At 69.1% G+C, this 21,744-nt stretch carries 24 protein-coding genes; 6 read left to right on the top strand and 18 right to left on the bottom strand.

The window, feature by feature from the left end; genetic code table 11:
* Positions 1–7 precede the first annotated feature (7 nt).
* Both LCHO_RS07945 and LCHO_RS23330 read left to right on the top strand, forming a co-directional pair.
* On the top strand, positions 8–556 hold the full coding sequence (locus LCHO_RS07945) for a PEP-CTERM sorting domain-containing protein (RefSeq protein ID WP_012346622.1): 549 nt from the start codon (positions 8–10) through the stop codon (positions 554–556).
* A gap of 202 nt (positions 557–758) precedes the next feature.
* Complete coding sequence (locus LCHO_RS23330) at positions 759–1,325, top strand: FxDxF family PEP-CTERM protein (protein ID WP_012346621.1); 567 nt, start codon at positions 759–761, stop codon at positions 1,323–1,325.
* A 64-nt stretch (positions 1,326–1,389) separates the two neighbouring features.
* On the opposite strand, the gene hisF is transcribed toward LCHO_RS23330, so the two are convergent.
* The 11 genes from hisF to LCHO_RS07885 form a co-directional block, all read right to left on the bottom strand.
* Positions 1,390–2,169 (bottom strand): imidazole glycerol phosphate synthase subunit HisF, encoded by a 780-nt coding sequence (gene hisF, locus LCHO_RS07935; RefSeq protein WP_012346620.1) that lies wholly within the window; start codon positions 2,167–2,169, stop codon positions 1,390–1,392.
* Between the two features lie 82 nt (positions 2,170–2,251).
* Complete coding sequence (hisA, locus tag LCHO_RS07930; RefSeq protein ID WP_012346619.1) at positions 2,252–3,001, bottom strand: 1-(5-phosphoribosyl)-5-[(5-phosphoribosylamino)methylideneamino]imidazole-4-carboxamide isomerase; 750 nt, start codon at positions 2,999–3,001, stop codon at positions 2,252–2,254.
* Positions 3,002–3,054: 53 nt separating this feature from the next.
* Complete coding sequence (hisH, locus tag LCHO_RS07925; RefSeq protein ID WP_012346618.1) at positions 3,055–3,702, bottom strand: imidazole glycerol phosphate synthase subunit HisH; 648 nt, start codon at positions 3,700–3,702, stop codon at positions 3,055–3,057.
* A gap of 82 nt (positions 3,703–3,784) precedes the next feature.
* Positions 3,785–4,396 carry an imidazoleglycerol-phosphate dehydratase HisB gene (gene hisB, locus LCHO_RS07920; protein ID WP_012346617.1) on the bottom strand — a complete coding sequence of 204 codons (612 nt, stop codon included), beginning with the start codon at positions 4,394–4,396 and terminating at the stop codon, positions 3,785–3,787.
* The gene (hisC, locus tag LCHO_RS07915; RefSeq protein ID WP_012346616.1) at positions 4,393–5,520 is read right to left on the bottom strand and encodes a histidinol-phosphate transaminase; all 1,128 of its coding nucleotides are present in this window, start codon (positions 5,518–5,520) and stop codon (positions 4,393–4,395) included. The genes hisB and hisC overlap by 4 nt, the downstream gene beginning before the upstream one ends.
* Before the next feature lie 52 nt (positions 5,521–5,572).
* Entirely contained in the window at positions 5,573–6,889 is a 1,317-nt protein-coding gene (gene hisD / locus LCHO_RS07910) for a histidinol dehydrogenase (protein ID WP_012346615.1), read from the bottom strand.
* 39 nt (positions 6,890–6,928) lie between these two features.
* Positions 6,929–7,573: an ATP phosphoribosyltransferase gene (hisG, locus tag LCHO_RS07905; protein ID WP_012346614.1), complete on the bottom strand. Its 645-nt coding sequence runs from the start codon at positions 7,571–7,573 to the stop codon at positions 6,929–6,931.
* 85 nt (positions 7,574–7,658) lie between these two features.
* Positions 7,659–8,924, bottom strand: a complete 1,266-nt coding sequence (gene murA / locus LCHO_RS07900) for a UDP-N-acetylglucosamine 1-carboxyvinyltransferase (RefSeq protein WP_012346613.1) — start codon at positions 8,922–8,924, stop codon at positions 7,659–7,661.
* 131 nt (positions 8,925–9,055) lie between these two features.
* Positions 9,056–9,334, bottom strand: coding sequence for a BolA family protein (locus tag LCHO_RS07895; protein ID WP_012346612.1), 279 nt, complete (start codon positions 9,332–9,334; stop codon positions 9,056–9,058).
* Positions 9,335–9,353: 19 nt separating this feature from the next.
* Positions 9,354–10,124 carry an ABC transporter permease gene (locus tag LCHO_RS07890; protein ID WP_012346611.1) on the bottom strand — a complete coding sequence of 257 codons (771 nt, stop codon included), beginning with the start codon at positions 10,122–10,124 and terminating at the stop codon, positions 9,354–9,356.
* A complete protein-coding gene (locus LCHO_RS07885) occupies positions 10,121–11,098 on the bottom strand; it encodes an ABC transporter ATP-binding protein (RefSeq protein WP_012346610.1) in 978 nt (325 codons plus the stop codon). Before LCHO_RS07885 ends, LCHO_RS07890 begins: the two co-directional genes overlap by 4 nt.
* A gap of 119 nt (positions 11,099–11,217) precedes the next feature.
* Between LCHO_RS07885 and LCHO_RS07880 the strand changes: the two genes are divergently transcribed.
* The gene (locus LCHO_RS07880; protein ID WP_012346609.1) at positions 11,218–11,889 is read left to right on the top strand and encodes a TetR/AcrR family transcriptional regulator; all 672 of its coding nucleotides are present in this window, start codon (positions 11,218–11,220) and stop codon (positions 11,887–11,889) included.
* Between the two features lie 12 nt (positions 11,890–11,901).
* Here LCHO_RS07880 and recG read toward each other — a convergent pair whose 3' ends face one another.
* From recG to LCHO_RS07865, 3 genes are read right to left on the bottom strand one after another with little or no spacing between them, the layout of a single operon-like run.
* A complete protein-coding gene (gene recG / locus LCHO_RS07875; RefSeq protein ID WP_083772698.1) occupies positions 11,902–14,004 on the bottom strand; it encodes an ATP-dependent DNA helicase RecG in 2,103 nt (700 codons plus the stop codon).
* Positions 13,994–14,398: a type II toxin-antitoxin system death-on-curing family toxin gene (locus LCHO_RS07870; RefSeq protein ID WP_012346607.1), complete on the bottom strand. Its 405-nt coding sequence runs from the start codon at positions 14,396–14,398 to the stop codon at positions 13,994–13,996. Before LCHO_RS07870 ends, recG begins: the two co-directional genes overlap by 11 nt.
* A gap of 6 nt (positions 14,399–14,404) precedes the next feature.
* On the bottom strand, positions 14,405–14,629 hold the full coding sequence (locus tag LCHO_RS07865) for an AbrB/MazE/SpoVT family DNA-binding domain-containing protein (RefSeq protein WP_012346606.1): 225 nt from the start codon (positions 14,627–14,629) through the stop codon (positions 14,405–14,407).
* A gap of 72 nt (positions 14,630–14,701) precedes the next feature.
* Between LCHO_RS07865 and queA the strand changes: the two genes are divergently transcribed.
* The 3 genes from queA (at position 14,702) to LCHO_RS22050 (ending at position 18,767) form a co-directional block, all read left to right on the top strand.
* On the top strand, positions 14,702–15,772 hold the full coding sequence (queA, locus tag LCHO_RS07860) for a tRNA preQ1(34) S-adenosylmethionine ribosyltransferase-isomerase QueA (protein WP_012346605.1): 1,071 nt from the start codon (positions 14,702–14,704) through the stop codon (positions 15,770–15,772).
* A gap of 159 nt (positions 15,773–15,931) precedes the next feature.
* Positions 15,932–16,333, top strand: coding sequence for a c-type cytochrome (locus tag LCHO_RS07855; RefSeq protein WP_012346604.1), 402 nt, complete (start codon positions 15,932–15,934; stop codon positions 16,331–16,333).
* Between the two features lie 100 nt (positions 16,334–16,433).
* Positions 16,434–18,767: an ATP-binding response regulator gene (locus LCHO_RS22050; protein ID WP_012346603.1), complete on the top strand. Its 2,334-nt coding sequence runs from the start codon at positions 16,434–16,436 to the stop codon at positions 18,765–18,767.
* Between the two features lie 38 nt (positions 18,768–18,805).
* Here LCHO_RS22050 and LCHO_RS07845 read toward each other — a convergent pair whose 3' ends face one another.
* From LCHO_RS07845 to LCHO_RS07830, 4 genes are all read right to left on the bottom strand, one after another.
* On the bottom strand, positions 18,806–19,465 hold the full coding sequence (locus LCHO_RS07845) for a response regulator (RefSeq protein WP_012346602.1): 660 nt from the start codon (positions 19,463–19,465) through the stop codon (positions 18,806–18,808).
* Between the two features lie 215 nt (positions 19,466–19,680).
* Positions 19,681–20,100 carry an ExbD/TolR family protein gene (locus LCHO_RS07840; protein ID WP_012346601.1) on the bottom strand — a complete coding sequence of 140 codons (420 nt, stop codon included), beginning with the start codon at positions 20,098–20,100 and terminating at the stop codon, positions 19,681–19,683.
* A 39-nt stretch (positions 20,101–20,139) separates the two neighbouring features.
* Positions 20,140–20,940: a MotA/TolQ/ExbB proton channel family protein gene (locus LCHO_RS07835; RefSeq protein ID WP_012346600.1), complete on the bottom strand. Its 801-nt coding sequence runs from the start codon at positions 20,938–20,940 to the stop codon at positions 20,140–20,142.
* A 21-nt stretch (positions 20,941–20,961) separates the two neighbouring features.
* The gene (locus LCHO_RS07830) at positions 20,962–21,696 is read right to left on the bottom strand and encodes an energy transducer TonB (protein WP_050757315.1); all 735 of its coding nucleotides are present in this window, start codon (positions 21,694–21,696) and stop codon (positions 20,962–20,964) included.
* Positions 21,697–21,744: the final 48 nt, after the last annotated feature.

The raw sequence follows: 21,744 nt of genomic DNA, 5'->3' as shown, positions 1-21,744 counted from the left end.
GAGCCTCATGAATCTCAAGACTTTGGGCGCAGCTGCGCTGCTGGCCTGCTTCGGCACGCTCGGAACGGCACAGGCCGCGAGTTACACCGGCGATTACGTACTGAGTTTCGGCGGTACGACCTTTGCACAGTTCAGCATCACCACCGACGGATTGGCGAACGCCGACGGCTTTGAAACCATCACCGACCTCTGGGGAACCGTGGGCGGCACCTCGATCACGGGCCTCCTGGCACCCGGCAATACCGGCGGCAACGACAATCTGTTCCGCCTCGACGGCACGCATCTGACATTCGGCGGTGTGTCGTTCATCGCGGGCAGCGATGGCGTGTCGCTCGACGCGCTGAACTGGAATCTCTTCTACAGCAGCAACAGCAGGTCGTATGTCCTGAGTGCCGAAGACTCGTCGTTCTTCAGCCGCGGCCAGTTGAGCGTCAGTCCGGTCAGCCCGGTGCCGGAACCCGAGAGCTACGCCATGTTGCTGGCCGGCCTGGGCGCACTGGGTTTCGTGAGCATGCGTCGACAGTCACAGCGACAGGTTCACGACGACGCGATCTGAGCGGCGCAATCGTTGCGCTTGATGTCCAGCCCCGCCAATGGCGGGGCTTTTTGTCGTTGATGCACAAAAAATCAACAGGATCTGGCTCAAGACCCGGGTTCAGACCCTCACCTGCGGGATTGGGGTGTCGGCATCGCTGCCGCACACTTTCTCCATCAGCCATCGAGCTCCATCCGATCCGACTGCAACGGAAAGTACTGCCATGAAATCGACCACCAAGGCCCTGTTGGGTGCTGCTGTCATCGCCACCAGTTTCGGTGTTGCGAACACGGCCCATGCCGAAGTCTTCAATTTGCATTTCGACGGCATCAGCAACCTCTACGGGACAGACATCGTCGACGCGTATTTTCAGGTCACGACTTCCGGAGACGGAAGTTCTTTTGAAGTACTCACGGGCAACGACTTCACGGGCACGATCGACCTCACCTCCAGCTCCGACTTGACGGTCAGCAACCTGCTTAACATCAACAACTTGGGCGGCAATGACAACCAGTTCAAGGCCACAGCGAATTATCTGACGAATGACGGCATTTCATTTTCGGTGGGTGGTTTCCCCCGCTGGAATCTGTTCCACAGCACGGGCTCGTCCTATGTGCTTCGCACCGAGAACTACAGTTCAGGCGCTCCAACCGCATTCTGGTCAACCGGAACGCTGAGCGTCACCGCCGTCCCCGAACCCGAAACCTACGCCATGCTGCTCGCCGGCCTGGGTGTGATCGGTGCGATGAGCCGCCGCAAGAAAGCACAAGCTGCCGCTGCGCATACCTGAACGCTTGGGTTGACTCAATAAAAAAGCCGCGCTGGACAGCGCGGCTTTTTTGTTCTTCAGCGCATCAAAACCGCACGGGTATCCCGCGCGCAGCCATCACCGCCTTGGCCTGCGCCACGGTGTATTCGCCGTAGTGGAAGATGCTGGCAGCCAGCACCGCGTCCGCCCCACCCTTCTGCACGCCGTCGGCCAGGTGCTCGAGGTTGCCGACGCCGCCCGAGGCGATCACCGGCACCGGCACCGCGTCGGCCACCGCGCGGGTCAGGTCGAGGTCGAAGCCGATCTTGGTGCCGTCGCGGTCCATGCTGGTGAGCAGGATCTCGCCGGCGCCCATCTGCGCCATCCGGGTCGCCCACGCCACCGCGTCGATGTGCATGTTCTTGCGGCCGCCGTGGGTGTAGACGTCCCAGCCCGGGCCCTTGGCCGCGAGGTCGTCGCCGACCCGCTTCTTGGCGTCGATCGCCACCACGATGCACTGCGCGCCGTACTTGTCGGAGGCGTCGCGGATGATCTGCGGGTTGGCCACCGCCGCCGAGTTGAAGCTGACCTTGTCGGCCCCGGCGTTGAGCAGCCGGCGCACATCCTCGACCGTGCGCACGCCCCCGCCCACCGTCAGCGGGATGAACACCTGCGAGGCCACCGCCTCGATGATGTGCAGGATCAGGTCGCGGCCGTCGCTGGTGGCGGTGATGTCGAGAAAGGTCAGCTCGTCGGCGCCCTGCTCGTTGTAGCGCGCGGCGATCTCGACCGGGTCGCCGGCGTCACGCAGTTCGACGAAGTTGACACCCTTGACGACACGGCCGCCGGTGACGTCGAGGCAGGGAATGATGCGTTTGGCGAGCATCAGCGACCGCCGGGCTGCCCCAAGGGCGCAACGAGCCCCCTCGGGAGGCAGTGAACGAAGTGAGCGTGCGGGTTCATTCGGTTCAGACCCTGCCGCCGTTGAGTTCGTCGGCGCGCTTCTGACCGGCAGCGAAATCCAGGTCGCCCGAATAGATCGAGCGCCCGCAGATCACGCCGTCCACGCCTTCGTGCTCGACGGCGCACAGCGCGTCGATGTCGGCCATGTTGCTCAGGCCACCCGAGGCGATCACGGGAATGGTCAACGCCTGCGCCAGCTTGACGGTGGCCTCGATGTTGATGCCGCTCAACATGCCGTCGCGGCCGATGTCGGTGTAGATCACGCCTTCGACGCCGTAGTCCTGGAACTTGCGCGCCAGGTCGACCACCTCGTGGCCGGTCAGCTTGCTCCAGCCGTCGGTGGCGACCTTGCCGTCACGGGCGTCGAGGCCGACGATGATGTGGCCGCCGAACGCGGTGCAGGCGTCGCGCAGGAAACCCGGGTTCTTGACCGCGGCGGTGCCGATGATCACGTAGCTCAGGCCATCGTCGAGGTATCGCTCGATGGTGTCGAGGTCGCGGATGCCGCCGCCGAGCTGGATCGGGATGTCACCGCCGACGGCGGCGATGATGGACTTGATCGCGCCTTCGTTGACCGGCTTGCCGGCAAAGGCGCCGTTCAGATCGACCAGATGCAGGCGACGCGCGCCGGCATCGACCCAGCGCCGCGCCATTGCGGCAGGGTCCTCGCCGAAGGTGGTGGAATCGTTCATGTCGCCTTGCTTGAGGCGCACGCACTTGCCGTCTTTGAGGTCGATGGCCGGGATCAGCAGCATGACTGGGGTCGAGATTTAGAGGAGGGAGTGACGGAAGCCCGGTGCACGTGGCATCAGGGCTTCCAGCTCAGGAAGTTGCGGTACAGGGCCAAGCCCTGATCGGCACTCTTCTCAGGATGGAACTGGGTCGCAAAAATATTATCCCGCGCCACCACACAGGTAAAGCGATCGCCGTAGTCCGTTTCACCGGCGCTGTGTTCGCTCAATTCCGGTTGCGCGAAGTAGCTGTGCACGAAGTAGAACCACGACTGATCGGGCACGCCCGCCCACACCGGATGGGCGCGGCTCTGGTGCACGCGGTTCCAGCCCATCTGCGGCACCTTGTAGCGGCTGCCGTCGGGCTGGATCCGGCCTTCGAGCTGAAAACGCCTGACGCGCCCCGGGATCAGCCCGAGCGCGGGCGTGTCCTGCTCGTCGCTGTGGTCGAGCAGCATCTGCATGCCCACGCACACACCCATCAGCGGCTTGTCGCGCGCCACCTCGAGCACGGCCTCTTTCAGGCCGGATTCGGTCAGCTCGCGCATGCAGTCGCGCATCGCACCCTGGCCGGGCAGCACCACGCGTTCGGCGGCGAGCACTTCCTCCGGGTTGGCGGTGACGATGACCTTGATGTCGAGGTCGCGCGCCACATGCGCCACCGCCTGCGACACCGAACGCAGGTTGCCCATGCCGTAATCGACGACAGCGACGGTTCGGGTCATACCAGACCTCCCGCCGGGCCGCCCCAAGGGAGGTCTGCGCCCCCTCGGGGGGCAGCGAACAAAGTGAGCGTGGGGGCGGTCATCAGAGGCTCCCTTTGGTCGACGGGATCACCCCGGCCGAGCGCGGATCGGGCGTCAGCGCCATGCGCAACGCGCGGCCGAAGGCCTTGAAGATCGTCTCGGCCTGGTGGTGGGCGTTGCGGCCCTTGAGGTTGTCGATGTGCAGGCTCACCAGCGCGTGGTTCACGAAACCCTGGAAGAACTCGTAGATCAGCTGGGTGTCGAGCCCGCCGATCATGCCGGCGCTGAAATGCACGTCCATCTCCAGGCCGGGGCGGCCCGAAAAATCGACCACCACGCGCGACAGCGCTTCGTCCAGCGGCACGTAGCTGTGGCCGTAACGGGTGATGCCCTTCTTGTCGCCGACTGCCTTGGCCACCGCAAGGCCGAGCGTGATGCCGACGTCCTCGACCGTGTGATGACCGTCGATGTGCAGGTCGCCGTCAGCGGCCACCTCGATGTCCATCATGCCGTGGCGGGCGATCTGGTCGAGCATGTGGTCGAAGAAACCGATGCCGGTGGCGAGCTTGGAAACGCCGCTGCCGTCGAGGTTGATGCGCACGCTGATGCGCGTCTCGTTGGTGTTGCGCTGGACTTCGGCCACGCGCGGGGCGGCCATCGTTGCTTCGTTCATGACTGCTTTTCCATCACGGACATCACGGCGGCGGCCAGTGCCGCCAACATCTGCTGATTTTCCTCGGGCGTGCCCACCGTCAGGCGCAGGCAGTTCTTCAGCGACGGATGCAGGCCGGCGACGTTCTTGATCAGCACGCCGCGCTGCTTCAGGCCGGCGAACACCGCCGCGCCGTCGGCGACACGCACCAGGATCATGTTGGCCTCGCTCGGATGGCTCTGCACGCCGGGCATGGCGTTGAGCGCCGCCTGCAGCCGCTCGCGCTCGGCGCGCAGGATCGCGGCCTGGCGGGCGTATTCGTCGGCGTGTTCGAGTGCAAACAGTGCCGCTTCCGCGTTCAGCACGCTGACGTTGTACGGCGGGCGCACCTTGTCGATCTCGGCGATCAGCGCCGCCGGGCCGGCCATGTAGCCCAGGCGGATGCCGGCCAGGCCGAACTTGCTGAGCGTGCGCATCACCAGCACGTGGTCGTGCCGGCCGACGCGGCCCATCCAGCTGCGCGACGAAAACGGCTGATAGGCCTCGTCGAACACCACCAGGCCGTTCTGCGCACCCACCGCCGCGACGATCTTCTCGATCGTCGACTCGTCGAACAGGTTCGCGGTCGGGTTGTTCGGGTAGGCGATGTAGGTGATGGCCGGGCGATGCGTTTCGATGGCCGAGAGCATCGCCGCCTCGTCCAGCTCGAACTCGGCCGTCAGCGGCACGCCGACGAATTCCAGCCCCTGCAACTGCGCCGACATCGCGTACATCACGAAGCCGGGCACGGGCGCCAGGATCTTGGCACCGGGCACGTCGCAGGCCAGCGCCAGCAAGGCGATCAGCTCGTCCGAGCCGTTGCCGAGCATCAGGCTGCAACCGGCGGGCAGATCGATGTGCTGCGCGAGCGCAGCCTTCAGGTCGTCGACGCGGCCGCCCGGGTAACGGTTGATCGCGACACGGCCGAGGCGCTCGCCCAGCTCATGCTGCAGCTCGGGCGGCAGCGTGAACGGGTTTTCCATCGCGTCGAGCTTGGTGTAGCCGGCGCTGGGCTGCACCGCGTAGGCGTGCATGCCCTGCACGTCCTGGCGCAAGGTGGCTTGCAGGCGGGTGGCGAGCGGCTGGGAGGCGGTGCTGGAACTCATCTCGACAATCTTTGCGATGGGGATTCGGTCGGCGCCGGCGTGATCGCCCGCATCACCGATTGAGCCGGAACTCGGCCGCCTGCGCATGCGCCTGCAGGCCTTCGCCGTAGGCCAGCTCGGCGGCGATCAGGCCCAGCGTCTGCGCGCCCTGCTCGCTCACCTCGATCAGGCTGCTGCGCTTCTGGAAGTCGTAGACGCCCAGCGGTGACGAGAAGCGCGCGGTGCCCGAGGTCGGCAGCACGTGGTTCGGGCCGGCGCAGTAGTCGCCCAGCGATTCGCTGGTGTAGGCGCCCAGGAAGATCGCGCCGGCATGGCGCAGCAGCGGCTCCCAGCGGTGCGGCTCGGCAGAACTCACTTCGAGGTGCTCGGGCGCGATGCGGTTGCTGATCTCGCAGGCTTCTTCCATCGAGCGCGTGCGGATCAGCGCACCGCGGCCTTCGAGCGAGGCGCGGATGACGTCGCGGCGCGGCATGGCGTCGATCAGGCGGTCGATCTCGGTCTGAACGCGAGCGATGTAATCGGCGTCCGGGCACAGCAGGATCGACTGCGCCAGTTCGTCGTGTTCGGCCTGGCTGAACAGGTCCATCGCCACCCAGTCGGGCGGCGTGCTGCCGTCGGCCAGCACCAGGATCTCGCTCGGGCCGGCGATCATGTCGATGCCGACCTGGCCGAACACGCGCCGCTTGGCGCTCGCCACGTAGGCGTTGCCCGGGCCGGTGATCTTGTCGACCCGCGGCACGGTGGCCGTGCCGTAGGCCAGCGCGCCGACCGCCTGTGCGCCGCCGATCGTGAAGGCGCGGTGCACGCCGGCCACGTAAGCGGCGGCCAGCACCAGCGCGTTCTTCTCGCCCTTGGGGGTGGGCACGACCATGATGATTTCACCGACGCCCGCCACGGTCGCGGGGATCGCGTTCATCAGCACGCTCGACGGATAGGCGGCCTTGCCGCCGGGCACGTAGATGCCCACGCGGTCCAGCGGCGTGACCTTCTGGCCGAGCAGCGTGCCGTCCTCGTCGCGATAGCTCCAGCTCAGGCCGCTGGCCTGCAGCTGGCGCTCGTGGTAGCTGCGCACCCGGGCAGTGGCGGCTTGCAGCGCGTCACGCTGGGCCGGGGTGATGGCGTCGAACGCGGCTTTCAGCTCGTCGCGCGTCAGCTCCAGCGCCGCCATCGATTCGGCCTGCAGGCCGTCGAAGCGCGCGGTGTAGTCGAGCACCGCGGCGTCGCCACGCTCGCGCACGTCGTCCAGGATTTCAGCCACGCGCTGCTCGATCGCATGATCGGTCTCGGCCGACCAATGCTGGACACGCCGGAACTCGGCTTCGAAATCGGCGGCGGAGGTATCGAGGTGACGGACAGCGACGTGGCTCATGGGGGCTTGAACTGCTGTGGAAACTGCTTGAAAAGGGCTTCAGCCGCGTGCCGCAACCGCCGCCGCGATGGCGTCGATCAGCGGGCGCAGGCGTTCGCGCTTGAGCTTGAGGGCGGCCTGGTTGACGACCAGGCGCGACGAGATCTCCATGAAAGGCTCGACCTCGCGCAGGTGATTGGCCTTGAGCGTGCTGCCGGTCGACACCAGGTCGACGATCGCATCGGCCAGGCCGGTCAGCGGCGCCAGCTCCATCGAGCCGTAGAGCTTGATCAGGTCGACGTGCACGCCCTTGTCGGCGAAATGCTGGCGCGCGATGGCCGTGTACTTGGTGGCCACACGGATGCGCGAGCCCTTCTTGACGGCGCTGTCGTAGTCGAAGTCGGCGCGCGTGGCCACGCTCATGCGGCAGCGGGCGATTCGCAGGTCGATCGGCTGGTAGAGGCCTTCGCCGCCGTGCTCGATCAGGATGTCCTTGCCCGCCACGCCCAGATCGGCGCCGCCGTACTGCACGTAGGTCGGCACGTCGGTGGCGCGCACCATCACCACCTGCATGTCGGCACGGTTGGTCGGCAGGATCAGCTTGCGGCTCTTCTCGGGATCTTCGGTGACCTCGATGCCGGCCGCGGCCAGCAACGGCAGCGTCTCTTCGAAGATGCGGCCTTTGGAAAGTGCGAGTGTGATCATCTGGGTCATGGCAAGGCCCGCCCGGCCGCCCGGAGGGCCTTGCGCTCCCCCTCGGGGGAACGCGAACGAAGTGAGCTTGGGGGTGTCATTTGATTCGTTCGATGTCGGCGCCGATGCCGCGCAGCTTGGTTTCCATCTGGTCGTAGCCGCGGTCGAGGTGGTAGATGCGCTCGACGGTGGTTTCGCCCTCGGCCACCAGGCCGGCGATCACCAGGCTGGCCGAGGCGCGCAGGTCGGTCGCCATCACGGTGGCGCCCGACAGCCGGGCGATGCCTTCGACGATCGCCGTGTGGCCGTCGACGGCGATGTGCGCGCCCAGGCGCACCAGCTCGTTGACGTGCATGAAGCGGTTCTCGAAGATGGTCTCGATCACCCGCGAGGTGCCTTGCGCGATGCAGTTGAGCGCCATGAACTGCGCCTGCATGTCGGTCGGAAAGGCCGGGTACTCGCTGGTTCGCAGGTTCACGCCCTTGGGCCGGCCGGCAGCGCGCACGCGGATCCAGTCGGCGCCGCATTCGAGCTCGGTGCAGGCTTCTCGCAGCTTGTCGAGCACGGCGTCGAGGTGGTCGGCGCGGGTGCGGCGCAGCGTCACGTCACCGCCGGTGGCGGCCACCGCGCACAGGAAGGTGCCGGTCTCGATGCGGTCGGGGATGATCTGGTGCGGCACGGCCGGCGCATGCAGGCGCTCGACGCCCTGGATGCGGATGCGGTGCGTGCCCTGCCCTTCGATCTGCGCGCCCATCGCGATCAGCAGCTCGGCCAGGTCGGTGATCTCGGGCTCCTGGGCGGCGTTTTCGAGCACCGTCTCGCCATCGGCCAGGGTGGCGGCCATCAGCAGGTTCTCGGTGCCGGTGACGGTGACCATGTCGGTGGTGATGCGCGCGCCCTTCAGGCGCTCGGCACGCGCGACGATGTAGCCGTGCTCGACCACGATCTGCGCACCCATCGCCTGCAGGCCCTTGATGTGCTGGTCGACCGGCCGAGAGCCGATCGCGCAGCCGCCGGGCAACGACACCCGCGCCTCGCCGAAACGCGCCAGCAGCGGGCCCAGCACCAGGATCGACGCGCGCATGGTCTTGACCAGCTCGTAGGGCGCTTCGCGGGTGGTGATGCGGGTGGCGTCCAGGCGCACCTGGTCGGGCAGCACGGCGCTGCGTTCGGCCTCGACGCCGAGGTGGCGCAGCACCTTGAGCGTGGTGCCGACGTCCTGCAGGCGCGGCACGTTGGCCAGCGTCAGCGGCTCGGGGCACAGCAGCGCGGCGCAGAGCTCGGGCAGGGCGGCGTTCTTGGCGCCGGAGATGGTGACTTCACCCATCAAGGGGCGGCCGCCGCGGATCAGGAGTTTGTCCATGGGCTGACGTGGGCGTTGTGCCGTTGCGTGTGCGTGGGCGGTGTGGGACGGCTGAACTTCAATCGAGCCGGCAAGACAGACGCGCCAGACGCACGCCCATGCCGCCAGCCCCGGGGGCAGCGGATGGAGCGTCAGTGGTGCGTGGGCGCGGGCGCGGCGGCAGAGGCCGACTCGGCGGCCCACTCGGCGGGCGTCAGCGTCTTCATCGACAGCGCATGAATCTCTTCGCGCATGCGCTCGCCGAGCACGGCGTAGACCTGCTGATGGCGGCGGATGCGGCTCAGGCCCTCGAAGCGCGACGAGACGATGGTGGCAAAGAAATGCCGGCCGTCGCCCTCGACCGCCAGGTGCTCGCAGGCAAGGCCGGCGGCGATGAGGGATTGAACGTGATCGGGGGTAGGGTCGGCCATAGTTGGCAGATTGTACCGATCAGTGCCGCAGCTTGTAGCCGCTGGCCAGCAGGCGCAGCGTGGCGGCGCTCACCACCAGCAGGCTGCCCGACACCACCGCCAGGCTCAGCCACGGCGAGACGTCGCTGACGCCGAAGAAGCCGAAGCGGAAGCCGTCGATCATGTAGAAGAACGGGTTGACGTGGCTGACCGTCTGCCAGACCGCGGGCAGCGAGTGGATCGAATAGAAGACACCCGCCAGAAAGGTCATGGGCATGACGATGAAGTTCTGGAAACCGGCCAGCTGGTCGAACTTCTCGGCCCACAGGCCGGCGATCAGGCCCAGGCTGCCCATCAGCGCCGCGCCCAGCAGCGCGAACACCAGCGCCCACAGCGGCTGCGCCAGCCCGGGCGGCGCGAACCACACCGTCACCGCCAGCACGCCCGAGCCGACCACCAGCCCGCGCACCATCGAGGCGCCGACATACGCCAGGAACCAGGCCCGGTGGCTCAGCGGCGTGACCAGCAGCAGCACCAGGTTGCCGGTGATCTTGCTCTGGATCAGGCTCGACGAGCTGTTGGCGAAGGCGTTCTGCAGCACGCTCATCATCACCAGGCCGGGGATCAGGAAGGCGGTGTAGCCGACCGAGTCGTAGACCTTGACGTGGTCTTCGAGCACGTGGCCGAAGATCATCAGGTACAGCACCGCGGTCAGCACCGGGGCGGCCACGGTCTGGAAGCTGACCTTCCAGAAGCGCAGCACTTCCTTGTAGAACAGGGTGCGCGCACCCGCCAGGCTGACGCGGCTCATCGTGCCACCTCCGCCAGCGTCGGCTCGGCCTGATCGGCGGCCCGAGGCGGCTGCGTGACGTGCGGCGGCTCGGCGCCGTTCATGATCTCGAGGAACACGTCTTCGAGGTCGGCGCGGCCGATTTCCAGATCCTCGACCCGCACGCCGGCGGCGCGCAGGCGGGCCAGCACAGCCTCGACCTCGATCGCGTCACGCGCCTTGATCTGGGCGATGCGGCCGGTCACGCGCGACTGGCCGAGCAGGTCGGCGGGCAGCGTGTCGTCGGTCTTGAAGCGCAGCATCGTGCTGGCGGTGCCGGCCAGCAGGTTGCTGGTGCGGTCGAGCGCGACCACCCGGCCCTGCTTGAGCATCGCGATGCGGCCGCACAGCGCCTCGGCTTCTTCGAGGTAGTGGGTCGTCAGCAGCACGGTCGAGCCCTGCTTGTTGAGCCGGGCGATGAACTGCCACAGCGTCTGACGCAGCTCGACGTCCACACCCGCGGTCGGCTCGTCGAGCACGATCACCGGCGGGCGGTGCACCAGCGCCTGCGCCACCAGCACCCGGCGTTTCATGCCGCCCGACAGCTGGCGCATGTTGGCGCCGGCCTTGTCGGCCAGGCCCAGGCCTTCGAGCAGCTCGTCGATCCAGGCGCCGTTGTGCTTGACGCCGAAATAGCCGCTCTGGATGCGCAGCGATTCGCGCACGCTGAAGAAGGGGTCGAACACCAGCTCCTGCGGCACGATGCCCAGCGACTGGCGGGCCGCGGCGTAATCGCTCACCACCTCGTGGCCCATCACCGTGACGCGGCCGGAGGTGGCACGCGCCAGGCCGGCCAGGATCGAGATCAGGGTGGTCTTGCCCGCGCCGTTGGGGCCGAGCAGGCCGAAGAACTCGCCTTGCCGGATGTCGAAACTCACGTCCGTCAGGGCGCGCAGTTCGCCGCGAGGGGTGGCAAAGGTCTTGTGAACCTGCTGGAAGGAAATCGCTGGAGTCATCGGCGCAGGATTGTATGCAGTCGACCGCAAGCGCGCTCGCGCTGGCAAACCCGCTGCCAGGCCGACACCCGCGGGTGCTAGATTGATCCGAAAACACCCTGCATGACGAGGAGGCCGACTTGAACACCGAACGCAAGGCCCCGCGCCGCACCGCCGAGCGCATCCTCGACCACACGCTGGCGCTGTTCAACCGCTACGGCGAGCCCAACGTGTCGACCACGCTGATCTCGGCCGAACTCAACATCAGCCCGGGCAACCTCTATTACCACTACCCGGCCAAGGAGGAGCTGGTCAACGCGCTGATGAGCCGCTACGAGACGGCGCTCGCGCAGGCGCTGGACGCGGCCGGCCCGGCCAGCGACGCCGAAGGCTCCTGGCAGCTGGTGCCGGCGATGCTGCACCTGGCCTGGGCCTACCGCTTCATCTTCCGCGACCTCAACGACCTGCTGACCCGCAACCGCCAGCTCGAAACCCGCTGCCAGGCCGCGCTGGCCTTGCAGCAGGCGGCGGTGCGCGAGCGCGTGGCCCGGCTGTGCGTGATCGACGACGCCCCGCTCGACAGCGACGACGCCGACGCGCTGGCCACCTCGATCGTCGTGCTGCTGACCTACTGGCTGTGTTTCGAATACGTGCGCGACCCGCGCCGCGCGCTCGAACCCGACAACGAGGACACCGCCGTCGACGCCGGCACGCGCCAGGTGATGGCGCTGCTGTGGCCGTATCTGAGCGCCGAGCACCGGCGCCGGCTCAAGCCCGGATTCGCACGGCGCAGCGGCACGCCGTCGGGCTGACCCCGGCTCCGCTCAGGCCTTCAGGTATTCGAGCTTGCCGCCCAGCCAGCGCCGGATCTGCGCCTGCGCCGCAGCCGGGTGCCGATCGAGCAGGCGTGGCGCGATCTCGCGGGCGCACTGCAGCAGTTCGCCGTCCTGCGCCAGATCGGCAAACCGCAGCAGCGCGTCGCCGCTCTGGCGCGCGCCCATGAACTCGCCGGGGCCGCGGATCTCGAGGTCGCGGCGGGCGATCTCGAAGCCGTCGGTGGTCTCGGCCATCGCCTTCAGGCGATCGCGGCCGGTCTGCGACAGCGGCCCGGTGTAGAGCAGCACGCACACGCTGGCCACCGAACCGCGCCCGACCCGCCCGCGCAGCTGGTGCAGCTGCGCCAGGCCGAAACGCTCGGCGTGCTCGATCACCATCACGCTGGCGTTGGGCACATCGACACCGACCTCGATCACGGTGGTGGCGACCAGCACGCTCATCTGGCCGCCCGAGAACAGCGCCATCACCGAGGCCTTCTCGGCCGGCGGCATACGCCCGTGCAGCAGGCCGACCTGCGTGCCGGGCAGCACGGCGCCGAGCTGCTGGTGGGTCTCGGTGGCGTTCTGCAGGTCGAGCGCCTCGCTCTCCTCGATCAACGGCACCACCCAATAGACCTGGCTGCCCTTGGCGACCTCGTCGCGCACCCGCGCGATCACCTGCTCGCGCCGGTCGGCCGCAAACACCCGGGTGACGATCGGCGTGCGCCCGGGCGGCAGCTCGTCGATGGTGGACACGTCGAGGTCGGCGAAGTAGGTCATCGCCAGCGTGCGCGGGATCGGCGTGGCGCTCATCATGAGGAGGTGGGGTTCGAGCGACTGCAGCGCCAGCTTGCGGCGCAGGTCGAGCCGCTGCGCCACGCCGAAGCGGTGCTGCTCGTCGATCACCGCCAGGCCGAGGCGGGCGAAATGCACGTCGTCCTGGATCACCGCGTGCGTGCCGACCACCAGCTGCGCGGCGCCGCTGGCCACCTTCTCCAGCATCGCGGCGCGGCCCTTGCCCTTGCGGCTGCCGGTCAGCCACGCCACCTCGATGCCCAGCGGCGCCAGCCAGTGGATCAGCTTGCGGAAATGCTGTTCGGCCAGGATCTCGGTGGGCGCCATCAGCGCGCACTGCCAGCCCGCGTCCATCGCCACCGCGGCGGCGAGCGCGGCCACCACCGTCTTGCCCGAGCCGACGTCGCCTTGCAGCAGGCGGTTCATCGGCTGCGGCCGGCCGAGGTCGGTGGCGATCTCCTCGGCGACACGCCGCTGCGCCCCGGTCAGCTGGAACGGCAGCGCCGCCAGCAGCTTTTCGTGCAGGCCACCGGCCGAGCCGCGCAGCATCGGCGCACGCAGCTTGGCGCGCTCGCGCTGGGCCTGCAGCTGCGAGAGCTGCTGGGCGAGCAGCTCCTCGAACTTGATGCGCTGCCAGGCCGGGTGCTCGCGCTCCTGGATCGCATGCAGGCTGATGTCGGCCGGCGGGTGGTGCAGCAGGTAGAGCGACTCGCGCAGCGGCGGCAGGCCGGCCGGCAGCAGGTCCGGCGGCAGGATCTCGTCGAGCCGCGCCCGCGACAGCCCCGCCGCCACCGCCTTGCGCAGATAGGCCTGCGGCAGCTGCGCGCTGGTCGGGTAGACGGGGGTCAGCTCGCGCGCCAGCGGCGCGCCGGGCTCGACGGTCTTGAACACCGGGTGCACGATCTCGCGGCCGAAAAAGCCGCCGCGCAACTCGCCGCGCACCCGCAGCCGCGTGCCGGGCGCAAAGGTCTTCTGGTGCGAGGGGTAGAAGTTGACGAAGCGCAGGATCAGCTCGATGCGGCCGGGTGCGTCGCCCAGGGCCTCGACCAGCTTGACGATGAACTGGCGGCGCGGGCGCAGCTCGATGCGGGCCTCGCGCACCACGCCCTCGACGTGCAGCAGGTCGCCCTCGCGCGCGGCGGCCAGCGGCGTCAGGCGGGTTTCGTCCTCGTAGCGCAGCGGCAGGTGCAGTGCCAGATCGATGTCGCGCTCGAGGCCGAGCTTGTCCATCGCGCGTTGCGGCGCGCTGCGCGGCTTGGGCGGCGGCGCGGCAACCGGCGTGGCAGCCGGCTCGGCGGGGGCGATCTCAACCGGCACGGCGCTGGATGTGCTGGCGCAGCCAGGCGGCGAAGGCGGCTTCGTCCAGATCGCCAGCCGCCAGGTTCAGCATCGTCAAGACGCAGGCGGCATCGTCAGCCATCAGCTGGTAGCCGTTCAACACCAGGAACAGTTCCACCGCGACGAAGGCGGTGCGCTTGTTGCCGTCGATGAAAGGGTGGTTGCGTGTCAGCCCCCAGCCGTAGGCCGCAGCCAGATCGGCCGCGTCGGGGTGGCCGTAGGCCGTCAGATTCAGCGGGCGGGCAAGTGCCGAATCGAACAGCCCTGCATCGCGCAGCCCCCCCGCCCCGCCGTGCTCGGCGAGTTGCTCGTCATGCACCGCATGCAGCACCTGCGCGTCGAGCCAGACCCAGGTTTGGTTCACGGCGTCCATGGCCGCTCACTTGGCCAGTTCATGGAGCACGGCGCGGCGCTCCTTCATGATCTCGCGCGCCGCCTTCATCTGCGCCTCGAAGGCCGGATCGTGCGGGGTCAGGCGCATGCCATCGGGGCCGTCGGTGATGTAGACCGTGTCGCCCTTCTCCAGCTTCAAGCGCGCCAGCACCTCCTTGGGCAGGATGACGCCGACCGAGTTGCCGATCTGGGTGAGCTTGAGTGCATGCATGGACGACTCCAGGTTATAACGTTTGTTATATTCTGACGCTCTATCCGTCGCTCCGCAAGCCTGATCGCCCCCGTGAACACCGCCTACACCGTCGCCGATTTCGATTTCGACCTGCCGCCCGAGCTGATCGCCCAGCACCCGGCGCCCGAGCGCAGCGGCTCGCGCCTGCTCGACGCCAGCGCGCCCGCTCAGCCGGTCGACCGCATCTTCCACGAGCTGCCCGGCCTGCTGAATCCCGGCGACCTGCTGGTCTTCAACGACACCCAGGTGATCCGCGCCCGCCTGTTCGGCGCCAAGGACAGCGGCGGCGCGGTCGAGGCGCTGGTCGAGCGCGTGCTACCGGCCGCGGCGGGCGGCGGGCATGAAGTCTGGGCCCATCTGCGCGCCAGCAAGTCGCCGCGTGCCGGCCAGTCGGTGCTGTTCCGCAACGACCAGGGCGAGCAGTTCAGCGCCGACGTGCTGGGCCGCTGCGGGCCGGAGGATTCGCTGTTCCACCTGCGTTTCCCGTCGGATGCGTTCGCGCTGCTCGAACGCTACGGCCACGTGCCGCTGCCGCCCTACATCACGCATGCCGACGAGGCCGACGACGTGCGGCGCTACCAGACCGTGTTCGCCCGCCACCCCGGCGCGGTGGCGGCGCCGACCGCGGCGCTGCATTTCGACGAGGCCTTGCTGGCCGCGCTCGAAGCCCGCGGCGTGCGGCGCGCCAGCGTCACGCTGCACGTGGGCGCCGGCACCTTCCAGCCGGTGCGGGTGGACCGGCTCGACCAGCACCGCATGCACAGCGAGTGGTTCGAGGTGCCGCAGGCCACGGTCGATGCGATCGCCGCCACCCGTGCGGCCGGTGGCAAGGTGGTCGCGGTGGGCACCACCACGCTGCGCGCGCTCGAATCGGCTGCCCGCGGCGGCGTGCTGCGCGCCGGTGCGCAGGAGACCGACATCTTCATCACGCCCGGCTTCGCCTTCCAGGTGGTCGACCGGCTGGTCACCAACTTCCACCTGCCCAAGAGCACGCTGCTGATGCTGGTGAGCGCCTTTGCCGGCCACGCCACGATGCACGCGCTCTACCGGCACGCGATTTCGCGCGGCTACCGCTTCTTCAGCTATGGCGACGCCATGTTGCTGACACGCAGCAGCGCCTGATCGGAGTCTGTTCCAGTTCGTCACAGCACTGAGCCAGGCTGGCGCGGCGTTTGCTCCAGTCTGGCAAAACAACCGGGCGACTTGATCTTGCGCAAGGTCCGGATGGCTGCGGCGCTTAACTTGCCGCCATTGACGAACTTTGACCTCCGGAGAACCTTGATGACATCGTCCCTTGCGCGCACCACCCTGGCCGCCTGCAGCCTGCTCGCCGCGCTCTCGCTGAGCACCACCGCCCGTGCCGCCGCCCCCTCCGACGACGCCATGCTCAAGCTGGCCAGCACCAGCGGCTGCATGACCTGCCACCACGTCGACCCCGGTGCCAAGGGCCCCGAAGGCCTGCCGCCGATCGGCCCGGCCTGGCGCGACGTCGCCGCCAAATACAAGGGCGACAAGACCGCCGCCGCGAACCTGACCCAGGTGGTGCTGAAGGGCTCGAACCCCTACGACAGCCACTGGAAGGGCAAGGCCTCGGGCCTGGCGATGCCGCCCAATGCCGTGGCGATCAAGCCGGCCGAGGTCAAGCAGCTGGTCGGCTGGATCCTCAACCTCCAAAGCAAGTAAGGCGCTGGCGGGTCGCACTCGCAGACCCTGAACCGCGCCGGATCCGCACCGGCGTCCGGACGGGTTTGCGCAGCGGTCTCTGCGATCATCGGCGCCGCCCATGATCGCCCACCGCCTACCCCTGCCCGCCCCGTTCGACTGGCCGCGACACCTGCTCAGGTGCGCGGCTTTTTTCATCGGCCTGATGGGCCTGCTGCTGGGCTCGGCGGCGGTCGCCAACCCGCCGCTGGCGCTGACACAGGCGCACTTCAGCCCGCGCCCCGGCGCGCCCGAGCAGGCCGTCGAACTGCCCGACACCTGGGCCCAGCGCGGCCTGCCCAACCGTGGCGCGGGCATCTACCGCATCGTCTTCGAGCTGCCGGTGGTGCCGCAGCAAGTGTGGGCGCTGCGCATCGACCGCCTGGCCGACCAGCACGAGATCCGCCTCAACGGCGCGCTGCTGAGCGGGCGCATCGACCCCGAGGCCGGCAAGCCGCCGCTCAGCCGCGCCACGCCGACCTGGATCCCGGTGGCGCCGCAGATGCTGCGCAGTGGCCATAACGAGTTGCAGATCTCGGTGCGCTACAGCACCCGCGCGGGGCTGTCGCCGGTGTGGATCGGACCAGCCGGCCCGCTGTGGGACGACAGCCTGCTCGAACAGCGCCTCGAGTTCCTGCTGCCGGTGATGCTCAACTGCGGCGGCAGCGCGCTGGGCCTGTTCATGGTGCTGCTGTGGTGGCGCCGGCGCAGCGAGGTGCTGATCGGCACCTTCGGCCTGGTGTGGCTGCTGATCTCGCTGCGCAGCACCGCCTACTTCACGATCTATTCGGCCCAGCAGGGCATCGTCTTCGATGCCTTCATGTACATCAGCCAGATCCTCAGCGCGCTGCTGCTGGGCATGGCCTCGCTGATCCTGGCCGATCGGGCCCGGCACTGGTGGCGCCGCCTGCTGATCGGCCTGGCCGTGCCGCTGATGCTGCTGGGCATCCCGGCCGCGGCGCTGGGCGAGGTCGACACCCTGCGCACCTTCACCTACCCGCTGGTGCTGGGCGCGGTGATCCCGCCGCTGGTGATGGTGGCGATCAGCGCGCGGCGGCTGCAGTCGCGCGCCCGGCTGCTGATGCTGACCGCCCTGCTGACGCTGGTGGTGACCGCCGCGCACGACTACCTCGGCTGGCGCGGCGAGCTGTCGGTGATGTCGCGCTACTGGATGCCGCTGATGCTGCCGCTGGTGTTCTCGGTGTTCGCCTGGACGCTGATGCAGCGCATGGTCAACGCGCTCGAACAGGTCGAGCAGCTCAACTCCGACCTCGAGTTGCGGGTCGCCGAGCGCACCCGCGCGCTCGAGCAGGCCAACCTCACCAAGACCCGTTTCCTGGCCGCCGCCAGCCACGACCTGCGCCAGCCGGTGGTCGCCATCGGCATCCTGATCGACCTGCTGCGCGAGCACATCCAGGTGCCCGCGCAGCGCCGCATGATCGACCGCGTCAACGATGCGGTGGCCTCGATGGAGGCGCTGCTCAAGGGCCTGCTCGACCTGTCGCGGCTGGAGGCCGGCACGGTGCAGCCGCGCTTCGAATCGATCGAGCTGCAGACGCTGTTCGACGCCATCGCCGCCCACGTCAACGAAGCCGCGCACCAGAAGGGCCTGAAGCTGCGCCTGCGCCCGACCCGGCTGGCGGTGCGCAGCGACCGCGTGCTGCTCGAGCAGATCGTGCGCAACCTGGTCAGCAACGCGGTGCGCTACACCGAACGCGGCGGCGTGCTGGTGGCCGCACGGCAGCGCGGCGACCGCGTCGTGCTGCAGGTCTGGGACAGCGGCCACGGCATCGCCGCCGACCAGCAGGAGCGCATCTTCGACGAGTTCGTGCAAGGCGCCGGCCGGCGCAACGCCGAGGGCAATCTCGGCCTCGGCCTGGGGCTGGCGATCGTGCGGCGGGCGGTGCAGCTGCTCGGCCACCGGCTGAGCCTGCGCTCGCAGCCCGGCCGCGGCTCCTGCTTTGCCCTCGGCATGGATGCCGCGCAGGCCCGGCCCGGCGCGTTGCGGGCCGCCCCGTCGGCGGCCCGGCCGCTGCAGGACTGGCGCCTGGCGCTGGTCGACGACGACGACCAGGTGCGCGCCGCGCTGGCCGCGCGGCTGGCGGCCTGGGGCGCCGAGGTCGAGAGCCACGCCAGCCTGACCGGTTTCCGGCAGTGGCTGGCACGCCATCCGCGCGGACGCAGCGGCGTCGATTTCCTGATCACCGACCAGCGCCTGATCGGCGCCACCGGGCTCGAGGTGATCGAAGCGCTGCACAGCTATGCCGGCCCGGTGCCGGCGCTGGTGATCACCGGCGACACCGCGCCGGCCGATCTGGCCCTGCTCGCCAACAGCGGGGTGACGGTGCTGCACAAGCCCTTCCGCGCCGAAGTCCTGCTGGCGGCCATCATGCAGGTGCGCCGCGCCGCGCCCTGACGCGCCGGACCGGGCGATGCAGCGCCGCGCCCGGCCGCTCAGCGCTCGAAGCGCAGGCCCATGCGTGCGGCGGCGACCATGACCTGGCTGCGCGAGGTGACGTCGAGCCGGCGGAACACCACCGCCACGTGGGTCTTGATGGTCGACTCGGCCACGCTGAGCGCACGCGAGATCTGCTTGTTCGACTGGCCCAGCGCCATCAGCCGCAACACGTCGAGCTGGCGCGGCGTCAGGCCCAGCGACTGCATCAGCGCCGCCTGCGCCTCATCCACCTCCGGCCCGTCGGCAAGCGGCGGCGCGATGCTGCGGTAGATGCCCTGCGGCAGGAAGATGCCGCCGTCGAGCACCACCCGCAGGGCGCTCTCGATCGCACCGATGCGCGCGGTCTTGGGGATGAAGCCGGCCGCGCCCTGGTCGATCGCGGCCAGGATCGTCTCGGGCCGCTCGTCGGCCGACATCACGACGATCGGCACCTCGGGCACCACGCTGCGCAGGCGTTGCAGGCTGTCGAGCCCCTGGCTGTCGGGCAGGCCGAGGTCGAGCAGGATCAGCTCGATGCCGGGCTCGGTGCCGAGCACCGCCTCGGCGTCGTTCAGGTCGCCCACGTCGAACAGCTCGACCGCCGGGAAACGCTGCGCCATCAGCATCGTCAGGCCCTCGCGGAACAGCGAGTGGTCATCGACCAGCAAGGCCTTCATGCGGGCCTCGACGCGCGGGCAGGGCCGCGCCGCCGGTGCGCACCACAGGCGGTGATCTGCCGATACTTCCCAACGCGATCCATCCGAGCCTCGTGGCAGCCCGCGCTGCCGTGTGTGTCAGTGCCGGCCCGAAGGCCTGCGGCCGCGCACTATACCGAGGGCAAGCATGTGACTTCGATCTCGAACCTCCAACCGCAGTGGTGCCGACCCCGCGTTCAAGGTGGCGTGGGCTGGCTCACGAAACCGATCTTCTTGAGCCCCGCCACCGACGCATCGGCCAGCGTCTGGGCCACGTGGCGATAGGCCGCGTCCTGGTCGGCGCGCAGGTGGATCTCGGGCTGGCGGCCGTCCTGGCCAGCGGCGATGAAGCGCTGCGCCAGCTGCTCGCGGCCCAGCGGCTCGCCGTTCCAGTGGCGCTGGCCCTGGGCGTCGATGGCGATCTCGATCTTGTCGGCCACCGGCGTGACCGGCTGGCTGCTCGCCTGCGGCAGCTCGAGCTTGACCGCGTGCGTGAGCAGCGGCGCGGTGACGATGAAGATCACCAGCAGCACCAGCATCACGTCGATCAACGGCACCATGTTGATCTCGGACATCGGCGCGCTGCTGTGCTGGCGCTCAAAACTGGCAAAGGCCATGGTCGTGCTCCGGGAATTGGATGATCGGAGGTCGATCGATCAGGTGTGGGCGGCGCGCAGCGGGCGCACGTCGGCGGCGGCCTCGGCCGGGCGCACGGCCTGGCCGCTGGCCAGCGTCGAGCCGGTCGACAGGAAGGTCAGCAGCTCGAACGCGAAGGCGTCGAGCCGGGCGTTGAGCACCCGGTTGCTGCGGCTGATGGCGTTGTAGGCCATCACCGCGGGGATCGCCACGGCCAGGCCGATGCCGGTCATGATCAGCGCCTCGCCGACCGGGCCGGCCACCTTGTCGAGCGTGCCCGCGCCGCTCATGCCGATCGCCAGCAGCGCGTGGTAGACGCCCCACACGGTGCCGAACAGGCCGACGAACGGCGCGGTGGCGCCGATGGTGGCGAGCGTGGTCAGGCCGTTTTCGAGCCGGGTGGTCTCTTCGTCGAGCACCTTCTTGATGGTGCGGGTGACAAACTCCTGCGAGGTGCCGGCCTCCTGCAGCTTGGCTGCGCCGTAGCGGGCGTGGTGGGCCTGGGCGTGGATGGCGTGCGCCGCCAGGTGGCCGAAGGGATCGCGCGCGCCGTGGGTCTGGATCTCGGCGCTCACTTCATCGAGCGAGCGCGCGTTCCAGAAGAAGTTCAGGAACTGGCCGCTGCGGCGCTGGCGGATCAGCTGCGTCAGGCCCTTGATCAGGATCAGCGCCCAGGAGGCGACCGACATCAGCACCAGCACGGCCAGCAGCGTCTTGCCGACGGCGTCAGACTGGGCGATGAAATGGCCAAATCCGACACCAGCTTGAACCGCCTCGGCGACGGGGGCCACGACGGCGGCAGAAGTTGAAACGGGTTCCATGCAAAGACTCCAGATGAAAGATCAGAACTTGAATTCGGCTTCCGAATCGGCCAGGAACTCGATCGGCACGCCGTCCTGCAGACGCGGCTTGGCGCGCGCGGCGCGGGCCTTGGCGAGCACCTCGTCGTCGAGCCGGGCCGAGCCCGACGAGCGCAGCAGCTCGACCCGGCTCGGCAGGCCGCGCACGTCGAAGCGGATGCGCACCACCACCGTGCCCTGCTCGCGCAGCCGGGCAGCTTCACGCGGGTAGGCGTAGGCGGGCGGTCGCACCCAGTCGGTGTCGGTCAGCACGACCTTGCGCGGCGCGGCCGGCACCGCGGCGGGTGCGGCCTGCGGCGTCTGCAGCGGCGGTGCGGGCGGGGCGATCGGCGCGGTGGGCGCCGGCAAGGCGGGCGGCTCGGGCGGTGGGGGTGCGGTGAAGACCGGCTCCGGCATCGGCACCGGCGGCGGCGTGGCCGCCAGCAGCGGCGCGGGGGGTGGCGGCGTGCGCGGCTGCACCGGACGCGGTGCGGGCGGCGGCGGCTTGGGCGGCGCCTGCGGCACCGGCGCGATCAGGTCGACCATGATCGGCGCCAGCTCGGCCGCCACTTGGCGCACCGCCGGCACCTGCAGCAGCGCCCAGCCGGCCAGCAGGTGCGCGCCCAGCATCGCGCCGACCAGCACGCGGCGGGCGCCCGGGCCCAGCACCTCGTGCGACGGTGCGGCGCCATGCCACGGCACGGCAGGGACCAGCGTGTCGGACGCGGATGCGGTCATCGTGGAAGCGTTCATGTGCATTCGGCAGATGGAAAGGCAGAGGCCCCG

Source organism: Leptothrix cholodnii SP-6 (assembly GCF_000019785.1).
Lineage (GTDB): Bacteria > Pseudomonadota > Gammaproteobacteria > Burkholderiales > Burkholderiaceae_C > Sphaerotilus > Sphaerotilus cholodnii.
This window is presented reverse-complemented; position numbering and strand designations above follow the sequence as displayed.